The 20,346-nt window shown below is 39.4% G+C and carries 16 protein-coding genes; 13 read left to right on the top strand and 3 right to left on the bottom strand.

Annotated features, from left to right (window positions below):
• Positions 1-2: 2 nt before the first annotated feature.
• The gene (locus JW841_08645; GenBank protein ID MBN1961002.1) at positions 3-4,979 is read right to left on the bottom strand and encodes a hypothetical protein; all 4,977 of its coding nucleotides are present in this window, start codon (positions 4,977-4,979) and stop codon (positions 3-5) included.
• Positions 4,980-5,315: 336 nt separating this feature from the next.
• Here JW841_08645 and JW841_08640 point away from each other — a divergent pair, with 336 nt between their 5' ends.
• Both JW841_08640 and JW841_08635 read left to right on the top strand, forming a co-directional pair.
• Positions 5,316-6,728: a trypsin-like peptidase domain-containing protein gene (locus JW841_08640; GenBank protein ID MBN1961001.1), complete on the top strand. Its 1,413-nt coding sequence runs from the start codon at positions 5,316-5,318 to the stop codon at positions 6,726-6,728.
• Between the two features lie 80 nt (positions 6,729-6,808).
• Positions 6,809-7,594, top strand: a complete 786-nt coding sequence (locus JW841_08635) for a hypothetical protein (protein MBN1961000.1) — start codon at positions 6,809-6,811, stop codon at positions 7,592-7,594.
• Between the two features lie 23 nt (positions 7,595-7,617).
• Here JW841_08635 and JW841_08630 read toward each other — a convergent pair whose 3' ends face one another.
• Together JW841_08630 and JW841_08625 are read right to left on the bottom strand one after the other, a co-directional pair.
• Positions 7,618-7,986 (bottom strand): PilZ domain-containing protein, encoded by a 369-nt coding sequence (locus tag JW841_08630; protein MBN1960999.1) that lies wholly within the window; start codon positions 7,984-7,986, stop codon positions 7,618-7,620.
• Positions 7,987-8,060: 74 nt separating this feature from the next.
• Positions 8,061-8,885, bottom strand: coding sequence for a hypothetical protein (locus JW841_08625; GenBank protein MBN1960998.1), 825 nt, complete (start codon positions 8,883-8,885; stop codon positions 8,061-8,063).
• Positions 8,886-9,095: 210 nt separating this feature from the next.
• Here JW841_08625 and JW841_08620 point away from each other — a divergent pair, with 210 nt between their 5' ends.
• From JW841_08620 to sctR, 11 genes are all read left to right on the top strand, one after another.
• Entirely contained in the window at positions 9,096-9,767 is a 672-nt protein-coding gene (locus JW841_08620; GenBank protein ID MBN1960997.1) for an ABC transporter ATP-binding protein, read from the top strand.
• A 20-nt stretch (positions 9,768-9,787) separates the two neighbouring features.
• On the top strand, positions 9,788-11,020 hold the full coding sequence (locus tag JW841_08615; protein ID MBN1960996.1) for an ABC transporter permease: 1,233 nt from the start codon (positions 9,788-9,790) through the stop codon (positions 11,018-11,020).
• Positions 11,020-12,267 (top strand): ABC transporter permease, encoded by a 1,248-nt coding sequence (locus tag JW841_08610; protein ID MBN1960995.1) that lies wholly within the window; start codon positions 11,020-11,022, stop codon positions 12,265-12,267. Before JW841_08615 ends, JW841_08610 begins: the two co-directional genes overlap by 1 nt.
• Positions 12,264-13,370, top strand: coding sequence for an efflux RND transporter periplasmic adaptor subunit (locus tag JW841_08605; protein MBN1960994.1), 1,107 nt, complete (start codon positions 12,264-12,266; stop codon positions 13,368-13,370). Before JW841_08610 ends, JW841_08605 begins: the two co-directional genes overlap by 4 nt.
• Before the next feature lie 145 nt (positions 13,371-13,515).
• Entirely contained in the window at positions 13,516-14,499 is a 984-nt protein-coding gene (locus JW841_08600; protein MBN1960993.1) for a hypothetical protein, read from the top strand.
• A 313-nt stretch (positions 14,500-14,812) separates the two neighbouring features.
• On the top strand, positions 14,813-16,153 hold the full coding sequence (locus tag JW841_08595; GenBank protein MBN1960992.1) for a FliI/YscN family ATPase: 1,341 nt from the start codon (positions 14,813-14,815) through the stop codon (positions 16,151-16,153).
• Positions 16,154-16,203: 50 nt separating this feature from the next.
• A complete protein-coding gene (gene fliJ / locus JW841_08590) occupies positions 16,204-16,701 on the top strand; it encodes a flagellar export protein FliJ (GenBank protein ID MBN1960991.1) in 498 nt (165 codons plus the stop codon).
• A gap of 53 nt (positions 16,702-16,754) precedes the next feature.
• On the top strand, positions 16,755-17,612 hold the full coding sequence (locus JW841_08585) for a hypothetical protein (GenBank protein MBN1960990.1): 858 nt from the start codon (positions 16,755-16,757) through the stop codon (positions 17,610-17,612).
• 35 nt (positions 17,613-17,647) lie between these two features.
• A complete protein-coding gene (locus JW841_08580) occupies positions 17,648-18,913 on the top strand; it encodes a FliM/FliN family flagellar motor switch protein (protein ID MBN1960989.1) in 1,266 nt (421 codons plus the stop codon).
• Positions 18,914-18,923: 10 nt separating this feature from the next.
• Positions 18,924-19,535, top strand: a complete 612-nt coding sequence (locus tag JW841_08575) for a flagellar biosynthetic protein FliO (protein ID MBN1960988.1) — start codon at positions 18,924-18,926, stop codon at positions 19,533-19,535.
• A gap of 2 nt (positions 19,536-19,537) precedes the next feature.
• Positions 19,538-20,344, top strand: coding sequence for a type III secretion system export apparatus subunit SctR (gene sctR / locus JW841_08570; protein MBN1960987.1), 807 nt, complete (start codon positions 19,538-19,540; stop codon positions 20,342-20,344).
• Positions 20,345-20,346: the final 2 nt, after the last annotated feature.

Below are 20,346 nucleotides of genomic sequence, written 5' to 3'. Positions count from 1 at the left end.
TACTATGGCCCTATTTGTATACCGATTTTATTTAACGCCCCCTGCATTGATGTATATTTTTCGTACAATACCATCGACATATGATTGTATTTTTCACGTGCGCCCATAACGCCATAATTTTCCATTGCGTCTTTAATATTTTCGAGTTTCTTTCGACCTTGTTTGAGATATTCGCGCTTGGCGTTTTCTGATTCTACATAATTGGCTTTATCGCATAGTAGTTGACAGTCATGCAGCATATCTTCAATTACTTCCTTAACCATATAAGGAGCACGCCAAACCTCTGACAATCTGCTTACTTTATTAGGCATTAGCTGTTTATCTACAATATACTCATCAAGTGCGCCTAACAATTGCTCATTCTCAATAAATGTTTGATTAGAAGCGTCAATCAATTCTTTATAAGTATCAATATACCTACTATCTAAGTTTTGCAACTCTCGTTTAACTATTAAAACTTGGCTGCTTATTTCAAAGCGTCGTCTCTGTAAATTATACAATACTTCTGTTGGCAGAAGACCTGGCTCTAATAAACTAAAATCTATGTCCTTATTAAAATGACCGTTTGTATTGTGAAAGATTTCTCCAATATCTTCTTGAATATTTAAGAGCTGTTGACGAAGGCCGACAACATTCATCATCGTCATTATGCTTTCTGAATATTTTAAAACAATATTAAATTCTTTATATAGTAGACCATTTTCGTGGCCTTCGGTGATTTCAGGCAATTCATTCTGATAGTATTTTTTAATTTCGCTTAATCTTCCATAATAAGCTAAAACGTTAATTTTGTATCGCTCAAACCCTTCTCTACTTAAAATATCTACCTTTCCGTCGACAACATTCTGTAGATAGTTTCGCATTCGGTCGCGTAAAAATCTGGCTTCTTCTGTACCCTTTTTTACTAACATTAAATGCTCATCAATTGGTTGCGCTAGCGAGACGGAGCGAAGATCATCATTTTGTACCGCGGCAAATAATTGATCGATATCACCGAAGCTATTATCATATTCTTGATCCGGCGCGATACGGTTGCGACTCAATACATTTTGTATATTATCGATCTGTGATTTTGCGGTCTTTATTCTATTTTTTACGATCGGCAGTAAGCTAGAAGCTGCCGGTGATGAATTATCATAGTCTCCGATCCATACTTCTAAGTGTGAAACATCTTCTTCTAACTGTTGCTGAGTCGATTCAAGAATTGAACGCATGCTTTGCCATACAACTTCTTTATCTTGTGGATACTCCCCCCATCTTTCAGTAACTATTTTTAAATATCCACAATAGCGTCTACCAACACGAACATTGAGTGCAACATTAACACTGCGCTGTTGTGCCCGTGCAGTACTAAGAGTATTTTTAAATTTGGCTTCGGCTATATCAAAACCAACTGGTATTTCGACATCTACTGCCTGAGCAGAGCCTGCCATTTTATAAGAATCACTTGATTCTTGATATAATTCTGTAACAATTGCAAAATCTTCTTCAGCTTTATCATACACTTCTTCTTCTAAATATTCAAAATCACTTCGCTGTGCTAATTCAGTAACCTGTTTGTCAAGATAATCGTTAGCGTTATTTGCTTGCTTAATCGCAATTTCAACAGTTTTTCTATATTCTGCTAAACTTTTTTCTGGTATGCTTGCGGTTACCGCATTTTCTTTGGTGGACACTGTATTTTTAATATCTATTACATCTGAGTTTTCTACCGCAATAGTTTGCGATTTTCGTAAACCTTGTGCCATGCCAATAAAATCTAAAATTGGATCATCGACTAATTCACCAAAATCAGACAGGCAGCGCCTAATTAGATTACTGGTTTGTTCAGTACCTGTATTTGCATCAAAAGCATCGATTTGATTCAATATTCTTACACGAGCAGCTATCGTAGAATTATAAATTTTATCTAATTCCATTACGGTATTTTCAGTATTCTCTTCACAGCTTTGTTGCAATTTCTCGACAAGCATATTGCCGATATCTACATCCACGAGTAATTCCATGATCTCATGCTGCAATCGCACCAGACGTTCAGCTCGTGCCATATTTTCTGTCGCTACATCATAATCTAGTAATAAATTCTGCATTTCAGTAATATTTTTTGCGTTGTTATTGGTCCTTAATAATTTGACAGTATCAGCAAGCTCTCTTAATTCTTGCTGGCGCTCTGTTAGTAATGTTAATAAACTATTAATCGATTCTCTTGGCACAAATACATCTTTTTGCCACATTTGTAAGGTTATTTCTAATGTATCATCTAATAGTTCTCGTATGTGCCTATTAACCTCATCAAGATTATAATGTGTCTCTTCTATCCGTTGTTCTATAGGTATTAGCGACACTTCTGGTTCAACAACCGGTGGTGTTTGTGCTTTCTTACTCGCCGCTGTTTTAGTTTCTGGCTGAGTTGGCACTTGCTCCCACTCAAGAGTATTAAAATAAGCACGTAGTCGCGATAGGACTCTCCCAAAACCATCACTAGTTGGATCAACTCGCCAGTTATTAATTGCAATAAATAAATCTTCTAGAGCTGTCACTTCATCTGGTCGTGGTTTATAGCGCTGCACGTTGCGTTTTTGCTGCACTTGCAATCCCGTAACCCGCTGCACTCCATGTGCAAGCCGCATCGCTAACAAAAATTGCATAGTCTGCTCTAAAGCTAAACTAAGACTACTGACATCTTGGTCTTTACCTAGCATCTCAATCGTCTCAACTGCACTTAAACACAGTGCTTCTTCGCTAAAATAGCGCCCCGCTTCTATGGTATTACTTGCCGCATCATCAACGAAATTACCAATTTTAACCCATCTAGATGGCTCGGCTTTAATTAAATGCGCTGGCACTGAGTTTGTTGCTGGTACTAGTATATTTTTATTTTGTTCTGCAGCGCGCATTTGGCGTTTAATCGCATTATTTTGGACACGGCTAAAATGCGCACTAGTTGCAAGCTGTATTGCCCCCATCATTAAGATAGTTTTAATATAACTCCATTCACTATTGTTAATTTGCTCATATTCACCAATAACTTCGTTAAATATATTCATACCTGCATGAAAAGCTATACCGTCTATGCTTACCGTTGCCGCGCACATACCAATGGCTTCAACACTTAATGAGCCGGTACGCGCATAATTAATTAATTCGCCTACCGTTACCGCTCTTGAGCCAAGAACTAAACCACTAGCTACCCCACTGGTTAAAGTGCCAACCCCAACCATGCCCCATAGTTGCGGTGAATCAATAAATGACAATACGCCATCACCAAATTTTTTGATATATGAAGGCTCAGCATCTTTAATATTTGCAAATATTGCATTTATTGTTTGGTTATTTAATATATCATGTAGTTTGGTATGACTTGCACTCTCCTCTATGTCTTTAAGGCGCCCTATTTCTTTGCTATATAACTCTGTATCAAAGGCAACAAATTTTTCTGCTTTACGTTCTGGCTCACCCGTAATTTGGGACTGATATACCGCTTTAATTTCACCCCAATAGTCGATTATTAAACAACGAACTTGCGGCGAGACTAAATCAGTTATTGATAATGCAACCTTATGGCCATTTAAATCATGACGGCGCAAGACGGTATTAATTGCAAGCGTTAATGAACCTTTACCATCTTTAGTATAATTAAAACTTTCTTTATTAGCGCTTGGCAAATTTAAATACGCTTGCGCTAATGATTGATATGCCAATAACGCATCACCCACTCTACCGGCTTTTGCTGTTTGTTGCAGAAAAACTACACGGTTAGCATATATCTTTTCGTTCGCCAGATATTTATCATTGCTTACTGAGAACTCTGCCAGGCTCGCTAAAATTGGATCTGCAGTAATGTCAACATTCTTCGGGGTAATTGATCTGCCACTCAGTATAATTATACAGGCATCCTCAATGGCTTTTATCGCTTGCTCCGTATGGGCAATTACCTCATGCTCGCTAGCTGTTGTATATAATTCAGGATTATCAGCGGTCTCGTTAAATGCAGCCAGAGGATCACCCGCATATTTGTCAAATTCTGCCGCGCTAGCGTCTATTATATTTGCTTGCGTGGGGCTGTAGCCATTTCGCCATGATTGCCATTCATATATATCACGTGCCTGACTAACCCCCGCGCTTAATACCCCTAAACCTGCACGCACCATGCTTTTTTTATCTGCATGCCGCTCACGCCAATCTTTCAATTTACTGCTTGTAGCATTAAGGTCCTCTGATAAAGCTAATTTCTGTTGCATCAATGCTTGGTAAATTATGTATTGCTTTTCACCCAAACTTTCGCGCAGTTGCAGGTCACTAAGCGCAGCAAACGCCCCTATAAACTGCACGTTTGCTTGGTATCCTGGTGTTTTGATTATATCATCAACTAGAAAGTTTGTTTTATTGACAGTAGAATCAGGAGATATTGATGTATCACTACCTGCTTGTTTTACATTAGGTGTATTTTGTAAAAATGTGGCTGTCGGTGAAACCCATGTATTTTCAGCATCAAATATATACGAGTTTTTTATTTCACTAAGACTTCCATTGTTATAAATTTTTTCTTGCACTATATCATTTATATATCGTGCCACACTTTCTTCAATTCTAATTTTCGCAGTATTATTCATGATTGCGCGTAATTCGGTTTTAGCGCGTTGTATACGCAAATATACCGCCGGCGAATTTGCATCTTCATTTTTCTGATAAGCTTCATCAAGAGTTTTGGCTGTAGTGGCTGCTATATCGCCAACACTCATTGGATTTATTGTAACTATTGGACAATCTATGGTTTCGTAATTATCAGATGCGGCCTTTTTTAAAGTGACTTTAATGGTATTATTATTATTATTATTGGTTGTATTCGCAAAAGCAACGGATCGCCTCTTACTCTTGACTGGCTCTTTTTTAGTCAAAGTTGCTTTTGCTTCAGCATCATTATCATGAGAGCCTGCAGCTCTTGATGATGCTTTTTTATTAGTTATCGGCAATATCACCGTTAATTAGCTTTCAAATTTTATATTTTTGCACTTAGTGCCAGTATGATTCTTTTATATTATCGTTATTCACTAAAAAAAATTGTGTATTTTTTTATTTTTTACATTTAAACACACGCGACGGAGTTTAGCGCAATCAATAAAATCAACGCGTTATAGTTATAAAATTTCTCGTTACTCAAGGCGAAAGCGAGCGTCTATAACATATTGTTTTTGCATGGCTTTATTGAGCCTAAGCTTGCTTGCTAGCCAAATCATTCGTTCTCTGGAATAAGTTGCTAATGAAATCAATTCATAGGATTCAATAATTATTTCAAATCGTTTGGAGATCTATGCATGCCTTACCGCATTTGTATTATGAGCCTTTTGCTTATTCCGCAATTATCCTTTGCTGCTCCACAACATCTCTGGTCAGAACGCCCTACCGGTTCGAAATATTTAGGCAGTAAACCACCTCCTGATTTTGCTGCTTTGGCCGACCAACTTGTACCTGCCGTGGTAAGCATTCAAGTCGAACATAAAGTCATGGCACGCACGCAAAAGCTGCCTTATGAATTTTTCTTTGGTCCTGATGTTCCCCGCGAATATCGTAATAAAGGCATCGGCAGCGGTTTTTTCATTTCTCAAGATGGATTAATTCTCACCAACTATCATGTAGTTGAAAATGCTGATCTTATTGAAGTTACCTACGCAAGCAAAGATGGCATTGAAAAAACTTTAACCGGTAAAGTCCTTGGTACGGCCCCTGCGTATGATGTTGCTTTAATACAAGCTGCAAAGATCAAAAATGCACCTGTAGCTTTTTTAGGTAATTCAGATTCTGTGCGTATCGGGCAATGGGTTGTTGCTATTGGTAATCCCTTTGGACTCTCACATTCAGTCTCCGTAGGTATTATTTCAGCCAAAGAACGCCGGGATATTGCTCCATCAGGTCGTGTTGGCCTTTATGACTTTTTACAAACCGATGCTTCGATCAATCCTGGCAATTCTGGTGGTCCGCTTATCAATGCTCAAGGCGAAGTCATTGGCATTAATTCTGCCGTTAATTCAGCAGGTGCGGGCATTGGTTTTGCCATACCAATTAACATGGTAAAAGCCATGCTACCTGATCTAAAAAATAAAGGTAAATTCGTCCGTAGTTGGATGGGTATTCGCATTCAACCGCTCAGCACCGAGTTAGCCGAAAGTTATGGCCTTACTCAAACTATGGGCGCCTTAGTTGCTGATGTAAAACCAAATGGTCCGGCCGGCAACGCTGGCATAAAAGTTGGTGATATCATTTTAGCTTTTGCTGACGAACAAGTAAAAACTGCTAGTGATTTACCACTATTAGCCAGTATGGCCGGAATAGATAAGCCCATTAGCATAAAAATTTGGCGCAATAAACAAGAAATAACATTAACCATGAAATTATCTGAATTTCCTACTAACGAAGAAAGAATTGCCGAAGGTTCATCAGAAGCTGGCGATGGTTTAGGCTTAATAGTGTCAGATATCACCGCAGAACTTAGACGAGAATTTCATCTCGAGCAGGTATCTGGAGTAGTTGTCAAAACAGTAGATGCCGCAAGCCCAGCAGAACGCGCTGGTCTCATGGCTGGCGACATTATTAATGGTATAAATGGACAAAACATTAGCCGAGCCCGTGAGTTAAAAAATTATGTGGATAATACTAAATCTGGGGATTTACTACGCTTTTTAATCCAACGAAAAGAATTGCAACAATTTATTGCGATCCATAAACCTTAAAAGTAGATAACCCAAAGTTAAATTAAGGTGTATGGTTTAACAACACTTATAATTTAGCGATTTTCGAAAGGCAAAGACCCATGGCCGTCAATACCATTAACAAAGTCGACAAAGTTCAGACCACTACCAGCGTTGACGCTTATAAGATAGAAAAACAGCGTCTTGATATCGACAAAATAACTACTTCTTATGATGTCACATCCACTGATTTAAGTGGCTTTACCTCTTCGCTTGATCCTGACACCCAGGCTCAAATCAATGCCTATTACGCTTCGCTACCTGAAGAAATGCAAGAAGCGGCTATTGCTGGCAGCCTTAAATTGGGCGAAGATATATTAAATGGCAACTTCGTAGTTACTAATTTATCGTCACTTACAGCTTCTGAGCAGACTAAATATGTTTTAGGCCCAGTTTCTGATGCTCAAACTGTTGGTACCCAAAACGCTATTTTGTGTGCTTTAGGCGGTATGGAAAGCTGGTTGCGTGGTTTTGCCGAAGACGTCTCCGCTAACACCGAACTCTCTCGCGAATTGCGTAACTGCTACACTGAATTAGCAGACATGATAGCCAATTGGGGCGATGATCCTGAAGCTGAACAAGAATTCACTTGGACTGAAGTCACTTATGATGAAGATGGCAATCGCCAAGTTACTACCCGCACTGAAATGCTCAATAAAGCCGGTGCCGAGGCACTACTGGCCGAGCTTGATACCATGAAACAAAACGTCAGTGATATGACTGAACTCAAAAAATTCGATCTGCAAGCTAAATATCAAGATTATTCGTTAGCAGTTAACACCATCACTAACATGATGAAGCAAGACAACGATGACAAGATGAAGTTGATTTCTAATATTAAAGCTTAATGCTTATTGAATTTTTTTGCTTATTAGTGTAGCTGCGGCTGCTCTTTGGTTTGACCCTTAAGCCGCATATTTACAAAACGTAAAATTTCTAATTGTGCCTTAGGGGCTAACGCCAAAAACTGCAACGACAAACCTATACCTTTTGGCACTTCAACTAAATCTAATACACGACAAGTAGCACGAATCGCACGACCACCGGTTGGCAAATTAAAACGCACTCGTATGTGTTGCCCCGGCCAACGCGGATGCATAGTCGACACTAACATGCCGCCTATGCCAATATCATGAGCCAGCAAATCAGGACCATTATCAAGGGCTTCAATGTTAAGTTCTACGGGTACGCGCGGACGACGGCGACGCTCAGCTTCATTAGGAATTGATACGAGATTCATAAAAAAGATTTGGCCACAAAGCAGCTATTGGCGCAAAAAAATGGCGTAAATTAGCAAAATTAGCAACTTAATATTTAGCGCTTTTTGAATTTAGAGAAAAAATCACCAATTTGCTTTTGCCATGATTTTTTGGGTGGCTTATTGCCTAAACAAATATCGCTAAGGGTCATTGTAAAACCATCTTTAACAACTTCAATATCAAAAAATAGCTTGCCATTTTTTACCGTTTTAATATGTGCGGTGTTTATTGCCAAATTAATAAAACCTTTTTTATCTGTTTTATTAATAAAAACCGGCACAGAAATTTTTTGGTCGGTATAATAATAAAGATTAATTGTAAAATCCGACTGATTCTTTGAGGAAAATTCATCAGTAGAAAATTGCAAATGAAATTCTCGTAGCTTAAAAGATAGTTGATCATATTTTTGCAATTCATCAACTTGGCACATAAATGTGCAACCTTCGCCTTTAGTTGATGAACAAGTAATTTCAATGCTGCCATTTTCTAGACAAGTAGCGCTAGATAATTGCTCTTGATTATTGCCGTAATTAACTACAAATTTCGGGAATAATTTAATGCTGTTGCATATCGACTCTTCTTTATTGCTAGCTTTAGTCGGTTTAACATCAATTGACCCTTGCGTCTTCGCAGTTGTGTCTGCATCTGCATTATTCGAGTCATCCGTTTGAATAATTGGCAAGCTATCACAATTGCCCGTCCATTTTTTAATATTCCGTTCTATATTTTTTAACATTACATCGGTTGAAAAAAGTTCAACTTTTACCTCGTCTAAATTACCCTCAAGGCGATAAATTTTAGGCGAATTATTACCCAGCTCTGGAATAGGCTTAGCTGTTTCTGCAGTTTTAGATTTAATTGGTGGTGCGACTGGAGCCATTTTATACCCTTCCTATTAAAAGTGAGAATATTCTTTGCTTAACACTGCAATTAACCTTAAAAAAATGACAAGATGCAACATAGAATTAATTATCGAAAAAATCATCAAAATGTTCTCTTTTATTTTATAATCCTATGCAACTTATTGAAAAATATCAGTTTATGCCCGTGACAACCGGTATTTGCTTATGGTTTATTCTCTGGATAGGTCATGATTCATTTAAAAAAAATTAATAAATCTTACCAAAGCGGGCCGACAGCGCTGCATGTTTTACGCGATATAAACCTAAATATTAAAGCTGGTGATTTTGTTTCAATAATGGGTCCTTCAGGTTCAGGCAAATCGACTTTACTAAATATTCTTGGTATTCTCGATAATTACGACACTGGTGAATACTATTTAGATACTCAATTAGTTAAAAACTTAAGCGATAGTGAGGCAGCGTGCTATCGCAATCGTTTTATTGGTTTTGTGTTTCAAGCCTTTAACCTTTTATCATTTAAAACTGCTTTAGAAAATGTGGCTCTACCCCTCTACTATCAAGGCATCCCACGGCGACGACGTCATCAACAAGCTTTAGATTATTTAACGCAGGTTGATTTAGCTGACCGTGCTCATCATTACCCCAATGAATTATCTGGCGGTCAATGCCAACGAGTAGCAATTGCTCGCGCTTTAATTACTCAACCAAAACTCTTATTAGCTGATGAACCTACAGGCGCGCTCGATACTACTACCTCACATGAATTACTCGACTTGTTTAATTCACTCAACAAAGCTGGACTAACTATTCTTGTGGTCACTCACGAACACGATATTGCCGAACGCACCCACCGCACTATTCATTTACGCGATGGCCAAGTGGTCGACGATAATCCTTAACCATATAAAATTTTAACTCAATGTTATTTGAACATTTTGCTGAAATAATAAATGTACTGCGACGCAACAAACTTCGCACCCTTCTCACTGCACTTAGTGTAAGTTGGGGCATGCTCATGTTAGCATTACTGCTCGGTGCAGGTAATGGCCTTGAAAATGGGGTACGTTGGGAATTTAGAAGAAATGACCTTGCTACTATTTGGGTATGGACTTCGCGTACAAGTATAGCTTATGCAGGCCGCCAACCTGGACGCGATATAAAATTAACCAACGATGATTATGAAGCGATAAAACGCGAAATCCCCGGGGTTAAAGTCATCTCAGGTAAATATAGTTTTTGGGGAGAATTTCAAGTAAAAGTTGGCACCAAACATTCAGCTTTTACAGTCAATGGAGTGCATCCGGGTTTGCTAACCATTGAACAAATAGAATTGCTACGTGGCCGCTTTATCAATCAAGCAGATATTAACCATCGACGTAAAATTGCCATTATTGGTTCTAAAGTTAGTGAAATCCTCTTTGCAAAAAAAAATCCGCTTGGTGAGCTAATAGAAATTCGTAGTCAAAATTATCATGTTGTCGGCGAGTTTGCAGATGAGGGTAGCGAAGCCGATCAAAGAACAATTTATGTGCCAATAACTACAACACAATTAGCTTACCAAGAACCCAATCGTATACACGCCTTAGCCTTTACTGTTGGTAATGTTAGCGTTACACAAAGCCAACATATTGCTGAGCAAGTGTTAAGTATGTTGCGTATACGTCATCATGTTGCACCCAATGATCTCCGCGCTATTCAGCTTTATAACAATCTCAAAGAGTACAACAAAATTATGCAAATAATCTTATGGGTGCGGGTTTTTATGTGGATAGTTGGCGCTGGTACCCTTTTAGCCGGTGTCGTTGGTATCAGCAATATCATGTTAATTGCCGTTGAAGAGCGTACCCGTGAGTTTGGTATTCGTCGGGCTCTCGGGGCAACCTTTAAATCTATCGTGGGTACCGTGATGGTGGAAGCGGCCTTAATCACCACCCTGTCTGGATATGCTGGTCTAGTTAGTGGTGTATTTTTAATAGAATTAGCTGGAAGCTTTCTTAAAAACACTCCGTATATGCGTTCACCCTCGGTAGATATTGGGGTTACCTTAGTAGCTGCTGGTTTATTAGTGCTTGCCGGTATCTTTGCCGGCCTGTTTCCGGCATTACGCGCCGCTCGCATTAACCCGGTTGAAGCTTTACGTGAGGGGCAATAATGATCGGGTTAGATTCTTGGCAAGAAATTGTTGTTGCTCTTAAACGCAACAAGTTTCGTACGCTACTTACCGCTATGAGTGTTTTTTGGGGCGTATTTATGCTCATTGTTATGCTCGGACTTGGTAAAGGGTTTGAACACGGCACCCGCAAAAATGTTAGTGGTTTAGTCACTCGCAGCTTGTACATATGGAGTGAGCGCACCTCGATACCATATCAAGGTTTACAACCTGGTCGTTATGTTCGTTTTAACAACGATGATATTGATGCTATCGCTCGCATATCTGGTATTGAATACGTCGCCCCACGACTTCGTTTAGGTATCTGGCGTGATGAGCAAGTTACGGCGAGCAAACACACCGGTACTTTTCGGGTCACTGGTGATGTTGTCGATTTCAAGTTTGTTGAACCATTTTTAATAGAACGCGGACGCTATTTTAATGATCGCGACCTTAATGAAGCGCGCAAAATCGCAGTTATAGGTGTCGACGCCAACAAATTACTTTTTCTTGATACTGACCCAATCGGTAAATATATACAAATTAGAGGAGTAAATTTTCAAGTCGTTGGTACAATAGATTCTGATAAAGGCGGGCTCTTGGGTGACCGTGTTCGCTCAGCGGTAATTATTCCTTTTTCTACCTGTCAGCAGGCCTTTAATATGCGCAATAGCGTTCATTGGTTTGCCTTGACTCTGTCGCCCTCGGCCCCTGCAATTGATACTGAAAATATTGTTAAAAGCACACTACGATTACGGCATCAAGTACATCCAGACGATCTACAAGCCATAGGCTCTTTTAATGGAGCCGAAAAGTTTGATCAACTAGCCTCGCTTTTTGATGGCATTGAAAAATTTGTTTGGTTTGTTGGCATGCTTACACTGCTAGCGGGTATCCTCGGCGTCAGCAATATTTTGTTAGTGACGGTAAAAAAACGTACCCGCGAGTTTGGTATTCGTAAAGCTTTGGGGGCAACACCTATAGCTATTATCGCAATGGTTACTAAAGAAGCTATCGCGCTCACCTCAATTGCTGGTTATGCTGGCTTAGTAGCTGGTGTGGGTTTGCTTGATGTCATATCACGTGTTGTAAGCCAAATAAAAGATGCACCACTTAATCAACCTGAAGTTGATTTTAATACTGCTGTGCTTGCTGTTGTAGTGCTCATGATTTCTGGAGCACTAGCTGGTCTACTACCAGCTCGTTACGCAGCTCGCATTAACCCTGTTGAAGCATTGAGGGCCGAATGATGCGTCGTCTATTACCATTGTTTATTACAGTGATTGTTCTTGGTGCCTTTATTTGGACTCTAATTTATCTTTATAAAAAAGCACATGAAAAACCGATTGTATATAAAACCGCTACTCCAGAAATACGTGACATTATTAAAAAGATTGTTGCTCCCGGCTCAATTGTGCCGCGCCAAGAAGTAGCGATGAAAGCCCATATATCAGGAGTAATTAGTAAGCTTTATGTTGAGCCAGGTGACTTTGTTAAACGTAAAACTTTACTTGCTGAAATTCAAATTATTCCTGATGCAGTAAAAGTAAATCAAGCCGAGGCTACTTTAAATGCAGCAAAATTAAATTTAACCAATGCTAAAACTGAATTTAAGCGTTATCAAACATTACGTGCAGATAATGCCATTTCTGATATTGAATTTTCGCGTCACGAAATCAGCTATAAACTGCATGAACAAGAAGTAGAGACCGCCGAAAATAATTTGCAATTACTTAAAGTTGGCGCCGCTAAAAAGGCAGGTAATGTTGCTAATTTGGTTTATTCAACTATACCAGGCATGGTTCTTGAAGTACCAGTTAAAGAAGGCGGCAGCGTTATTGAGGCCAATACTTTTAATGAAGGCACTACTATCGCCAGTGTTGCTGATATGAAAGATATTATTTTTCAGGGTCGTGTTGACGAAGCCGAGGTTGGCCGGCTAAAAGTCGCTATGCCGGTTTCAATAACTGTCGGCGCTCTTGGTGATAAAAAATTTTCCGGCGCTCTTGAATATATTGCACCCAAAGGACAAATACGTGAAGGCACTATTGAATTTGAAGTGCGGGCTGCGGTCAAACTTGATGAAGGTGACTTTATGCGTTCTAACTATAGTGCCAACGCTGATATTATTGTCGCCAAGCGTGATCAAGTATTAAGCCTTAATGAGGCTTGGATAGTTTATGATAAAGATAAAACCTTTGTTGAAATTGAAACCACACCACAACAATTTGAACGTCGTCAGATTGAAATTGGTTTATCAGATGGGATCTGGGTAGAAGTTAAAAGCGGCATCTCTGCCGAAACTCGTCTTAAAAAATTGGTAACTGATTGGCAACAAAGAGAAGCGTTGTAATTGATAATCATGCGGTAATAAATATAATGTTAAGTTTAATAGTGCCCAGCATCATTACTTCACTTCTAAAAATTTTTAAACAGCAACTTTGTACCTTATTTACCGATAATCAAAATCAAGGATTTTTAAAAATACGGAATTCTATATGGCAAATCTTAATTCAATTTCTAATCAAGAATTATGTGAAATCGATCAAATCTCGCAAAGGCCATCTTACGAACGTTTTGTTGGAAAAAATCTCATTGCCAAATTATCAAATAAAAATTCCCGTATTAAAGAGCTTGATTACCTTAGCATTAAAGATATCAACATCAATTGGGATAAAATCATCGCAATTTATCAAGAAACAATAGCTAACCCCAATAACATTTGCAAAGCTGATAATAATATAACGGTTGGGGAATTAGCCTGGGAAATATTATCGCTAATTACGCGATGTCATCCTGTATATGACCTACAAGCTCCAGATCTACCAGTCAATCAAACAAATGCTGATACAAATACTCTACGCACTAAGCTTAAAAATCTACTCACTGCCAGTATAGATATCTTTCCAACAGATAAAAAACCAAGCGCAAACCAGATAGTAGCTACATGCACTGATGAACAATCGAGCCCAACTCCGCATTACCCAAACCAAGTAACATCGTCAAATACCGCAAAAAAATATGGCCTACCTGAAGCTACTACCAATAAAAATTCTCTAATTGACCATATTGGACGAGTATCAAAAGAATTCAGAGATAGTTTGGCTACGCTAAGAGATCAATATAATTCAATTTGTGAAGATAATAAAAGCTTTGATGGCAGTAATCATGATAATGCTGACCATGGCTACAAACAGTTTACTAAGGCACATCTAAAAGAAATTAAGGCACTTGAAACCCTTTTAAAATTTATTAATGAAGAAAAAAAAGTAAATCCTTATTTATATATTAGCGAGGATTTTAAATTGTTTTCCGAATTAACTAAGGAACGAGATCAGCTAAAAGCACAAAAAGCAAAGTTAATACAAGCTCAAAAAATGATACCAGATGATATGAACAAAAAACTAAAAGCTCTGCAAGACGCCATTAATAAAGCATACCAACATGCAAAAAACCTACCAGATTGGACTAACGACCTTTAATCAATAGCCTTCATACTCAACCACAAGTATCAATAAATTTATTTACCTAACTGTCAACCCCTATTACATTTGTGCAAGTGCCACCAAAAATTTCCGCATTAATAACGGTGGGTTATAAGAATGGAGGCAACACTCAAGATGCTAACGGTGTCTGTCACCAATGCTGTTGGCTGAAAAAGAACAGCAAAAACTTATAAAAAAGCAATATTTTTGGCGGAAATTTTTTAAAATAATGTTCATTTACTTATCAGTATGGACCATTATCGATTTTATTAGTTATAATAAATAGTTCAAAATACTAAACGGAGAGTTCATGGCGAGCACAGCGCCAATTATCGATCTTAGTAAATATATCAAGGCTGTCGAACAAGCCGAAACCATTAATGTTCGCGGTCGTGTGACTGAAGTCACTGGTTTAGTAATAAAAGCCACGGTTCCCGGCGTGCGCATTGGTGAAATGTGCTATATCGATACCGGCAGCCAGCACCGCGTGACTTGCGAAGTTGTTGGCTTTCGTGATGAAGCGGTAATGCTAATGCCCTTGGGCGAAGCATATGGTATCGGTCCAGATTGTGAAGTTATCCCCAGCGGTAAACCCTTTTCGATTAAATGCGGTTGGGGTTTACTTGGTCGTATTATTGATGGCTTAGGCCGACCAATTGATGGTGGCCCTCCCCTTGATAACATTCCTGATCTAACTGATTGGGCGGTTGACCGACCTGCTCCTGATGCGATGAAACGAAAACGTGTTACTGAACCCATCGCTATGGGGGTACGAGTTATCGATGGTTTGCTCACTTTTGGTTTGGGCCAACGTATTGGTCTATTTGCGGGTTCTGGTGTCGGCAAATCTACCCTAATGGGCCAAATTGCCCGTAATACAGCGGCTGAAGTAGTCGTTACCTGTCTAATCGGTGAACGTGGTCGCGAAGTTCTTGATTTTATCGAAGAATCGTTGGGCGACGAAGGCCGTAAAAAATCTGTTGTAGTAGTTGCCACTTCAAATGAACCTGCGCTGGTGCGTTTAAAAAGTGCATTTGTATCTACAGCAATTGCAGAATGGTTTCGCGATCAGGGCCAAAAAGTCATGTATATGATGGATAGTTCGACTCGTTTTGCCCGCGCCCAACGCGAAATTGGCCTTGCTATTGGTGAACCACCCGCACGGCAAGGTTATCCTCCGAGTGTTTTTGCACAAATTCCGCGTTTAATGGAGCGCACCGGTAATAACGAAAGTGGCTCGATTAGCGCCCTGTATACTATTTTGGTGCAAGCCGGCGACATGGATGAACCTATCGCTGATGAAGTGCGTGGTATTCTTGACGGTCACATCATTCTTAATCGTGCTTTAGGTGCACGTAATCATTGGCCAGCGGTTGATGTATTGCCTTCATTATCACGTGTTATGACTGGAATTGTCAGTCCCGAACATAAACAAGCCGCCAGCAAATTACGCGAAGTGTTAGCAATTTATGAAAAGCAGCGTGATTTGATTCTGCTTGGCGCTTATCAATATGGCACTGATCCTAAAACTGACTATGCTATCGATAAAATCGAAGAAGTTGAGGCTTTCTTAAGGCAACCCACCGATGAATATGATGATTTTGAAACAACTATACAAAAGCTAGTCGCGCTTTTTGCTGATGCAAGATAAGGCAAGATAAGGGACATTACCCTGTCGGCTCCTATCTGCTGGAGAAATAGATGGCTAATACGCCCGAGTATCGACTGCAAGCGTTACTCGAAATACGCGAACGCAACAAAGAAGAAGCTGAAAAAGCATTTGGCGAGGCTATAGCTGCGCATAAAAGCGAAGAAGAAAAACAAAAACAAATGGAGCTTGAGCTTAAGCGTATGGAAGCTCGCCGTGAACAAAAACGCCGTGAATATGCTGAAAAATCTATGCGGGGCGAAATGTCGGCACAAGATGTAGTTGGTGCCAATACCTACATTCAACGCTTGCAAGAACAAGAAGAAATGCAAAAGCAAGCTATCGAAGCGCAAAAAGCTGTCGTAGAATATAAAAAACAAGAAATGGACAATGCACGTCAGGCATTAATGCTAGCAAATCAAGAGCTCAAAGCCCTTGAAAAACATAAAGAAAAACAAATAGAAGAATGGAAAAAGAAAATTCAACAAAAGGAAGAAGAAAATATGGATGAGTTAGCACAACAAATATTTATGCGAAATGATCGTTTTTAGTTGCTGTATGGCAAAAAACAACCGAAAGAGTATAAACCAAAGTAGGTATAGGTATGACTCGAGTAGAAGAAGAACGACAAGCTCAAAGATATGATGACAAACGTCGCGCTGAAGATTTACAGCGCACTAAAAGCAAACAAGTCGGCGAAAATTTTCAAAAGCTGGTAGCCGAAAAACAGGTAGCTTCACAAAACGCCTTCAAACAGCAAATGCAGGCAAAAAATAAGTCGCAACTGCAACAAAAAGCCACCGCTCGTCATCAAGCAAATAGCGCGCTTTTAGCACGCAGTGGTATTGATGCGCGTAGGTTAAATAAAATGCTAGAAAAACAAGGCGAAAAACAAGTTGAGCAATCCCGCGTTGATAATATTGTTCAACGTGATGATTCTTTAAGCGAAGCTGAACGCAAAGAAGAGCGCAATGAAACATTTAAGGCAGAAGAGCGTGAAGAACAAGCACGTCTCGATTCAGACCGCTTAGCAGCCATTTCTGGTGATGATAATCAGGGTGGTAATGCAAACAATAAAAATAATAGTGGCTCACAAGATAATGATGGCAGTAACAGCTCAGAGCAAGGTCAACAAGATATGGCAATACAAGCTCAAGCTGCTGCACATGCACATGCAGGTCATCAAGCTACTCTGCCCCAACACTTACTTGAAACTATAGTTAACCGCGTTTTTTCGGGAGTAAACGCAGAAGGGCTAAGCCAATTTACCATTGAGCTAAAAAGCGATATATTAAGCGGAGCTAGATTAGATATCGTCAGCAATGGCGGAAAAATTTCATGCAAATTCCACACCGATGATAAAAATGTCGCTCGTTTAGTAAAAGCGAGTGAAGGCGCCTTAGCACGAGCTTTCGGTCACCGAGGTCTTACACTCGAACGACTTGAAGTTATACAAAGGTAGTGCTAGCGTCGATTGCCAAATTGGCAGCTTCACGTATGACATCAATTCGCCCTTTTACATTTACTAATCTTAAGCGGATGAGCCGCACCGAAGTCGCTTTAGAAGCGACAATGATGAATTATTTCGGTAGTCGTCCTCTTGAAGCCGAATTTTATCCAACTTTGGTAGAATTACTGCAGCGATATTTAAAAGAGCCCTGCAACGTATTACCTCCTGATATGAAAATCATCGCTCGTCGCGATATTGCTCCCATGATACCAGCAACTAGCTGTTTGCTAGTAATTGGCGCAGCTCCTAGTGAACATAAAATAATTGTTGATTTAGATCTTAGCCTTGCAGCTTTTGCAGTTGAACGACTGCTAGGTGGCACAGGTGAAAGTCACCGAATAATAAGGCCACTTACTGAAATTGAAGAAGGGGTACTTTCATTTTTGCTGCTTAAGATATTGTCTTTATTTCATGATGGAATGCAAACCGGCCATGAACTTGCTTTAACTTTAGATAAATTTTCACAAAAATTAGATGATGTGCAATTTTTAATTGATAGTGAATCAGAATACGTTGTTTTAGGTTTTCGTGTCGCTGTTGGCAAACGCTTAGGCTATGCTCGTATTCTCATTCCGGGCAGCCTGGTTACCGAGTCTTTTGGTAAAACCATTGCGCAAAGCGGTGCTAATTCTTTAGAACAAATTTATATGCAGACTATTCTGCAAACACTTAGTGATACAGAAGTTTCGGCTCGCTTTGAAATCGCAACTCTGCCTGATTTGCATGCTGCAGATTTTGCTAATCTTGAACATGGCGATATTATTATCATTGAAAATCATAGCCTTTTAAAAACTGCTGATAGCATTCGCGGTGAGCTATTTGTTCGTATCGGCGCGGGCAAAAATGGCGGATTGCGTTGTCGCTTTACCGAAGAAGAACAACCACGCGCTGAAATAATTGAGATTGTTGTTGAAGAACAACCTGTGGAGATGCCGATGACTGAAGAAGTCAACCCGGATAAAGAAATCGATAACACTATGTCTGAAAATCAAGCTCTAAATGAAGCAAACTTAGAAGAGACCGAAGGTCTGCTACGTGATATTGATGCACCGGTGGTCATTGAACTTGGGCGTATTCGCATGAACACTGCTCAAGTCGTACGTTTGCATAAGGGCCAAGTATTACGCTTACCCCGCGGCGCCAATGACCCAGTTGACCTAGTAGTAAATAGTAAACTATTTGCTCGTGGTGAACTTATTGAAGTTGACGGTGAACTCGGCGTTCGTTTAATTCAAATTATTGGGGCACCTTAAAATAAATCTCATGTATCAGATATTATTTTCAATATTATTCGTTCTCGCTGCTAGCGATAAACAACCCATACCGGAAAACTCGCTTAAAACTAATATTAATATAGCTACATCAGAAAATACAAAAGCTAATAGTACTCAAACACTATTTGACAAAAATACTCCTAATATTGACCTAAATGCCAAAGAACCACCGCCATCCTCATACGATATTAGCCTTAGTAATACCAAATCTAAAGAAGATAAAAGCCATGAAGACGAAAGCCATAGTTTGATGAGTCAAATTTGGCGAACGTTATTATCGTTAGCTTTTGTGGTAGCCTTAATTTACGGCCTTGGCAAAATCGTGCTTTGGCGTCTTGGGCGAGGTAAAATCCGCACTCAAGGTATATTAAAAATAATCGAACGTTGCCCTCTTGATACTCGTCATACATTATTCATCATTGAGGTTTTTGGTAAATATAAGTATTTGATAGGCGCGGGAAATGACAAAGGGATAACACTACTAGCTGATATCAATCAAAAGGCAACAGAAAATCAGGGTTCGTTCGCTAAAGTATTTTCACAAACAGAACGCGTTGAGCCAGACTTCGCAAAACCAAACGATAACAACGAGAGGCCTTAATAATGCAAACGCAAAAACGGCAATGGCATCAGCGTAGTCTGGCATTTTTAATCGGTATTGCAATTACTTTAAGTAGCAATGTTGTATCTGCTCAAAGCATAAGTAAAATTCTAGGTGGCAGCGATCTTACCGATGCTGGTGTTGCCAATCGTCCTATGGTGTTGCTGGCGGCTCTCGCAGTTTTTGCGATGGTGCCATTCATCCTCATCATGGTGACAAGTTTTGTAAAAATTGCAGTTGTGCTTTCAATTGTGCGCCAGGCCATAGGTACCCAGCAAATTCCGCCAACTCAAGTAATTACCGGACTTGCTACTATTCTTACTGTATATATCATGATGCCAGTGGGTTTAGAGATTTATCACCAATCTCAAGAAAGAATGGCACGGTACAGCAAAGATAAAGCAAAAATTATGAGTTTTACTGTCGATCAGGTGATTGATTTAGTTCGTGAAGGCCAACATCCATTACGCCGGTTTTTAATTAAACACGCTCATTTAAAAGATCGTGATATGTTTTATAAACTCGCCTGGAAAATGCGAGCACCTCAAGATCGCGCAACTCTCACTGATGAAGATTGGGCAATAATTGTTCCATCTTTTGTTATTAGTGAATTGAAAGAGGCTTTTCAGATAGGTTTTATATTATTTGTGCCATTTTTAGTAATCGATATGGTGGTAGCAAATTTACTTATGGCTCTTGGTATGCAGATGCTTTCACCTACTACAATATCTTTGCCATTTAAGATCCTACTCTTCGTACTTGTTGATGGTTGGTATCTAATTAGCCGTGGCCTCGTCTTGGGATATTAATA

The organism is Deltaproteobacteria bacterium, from assembly GCA_016931625.1.
Lineage (GTDB): Bacteria > Myxococcota > XYA12-FULL-58-9 > XYA12-FULL-58-9 > JAFGEK01 > JAFGEK01.
This window is presented reverse-complemented; position numbering and strand designations above follow the sequence as displayed.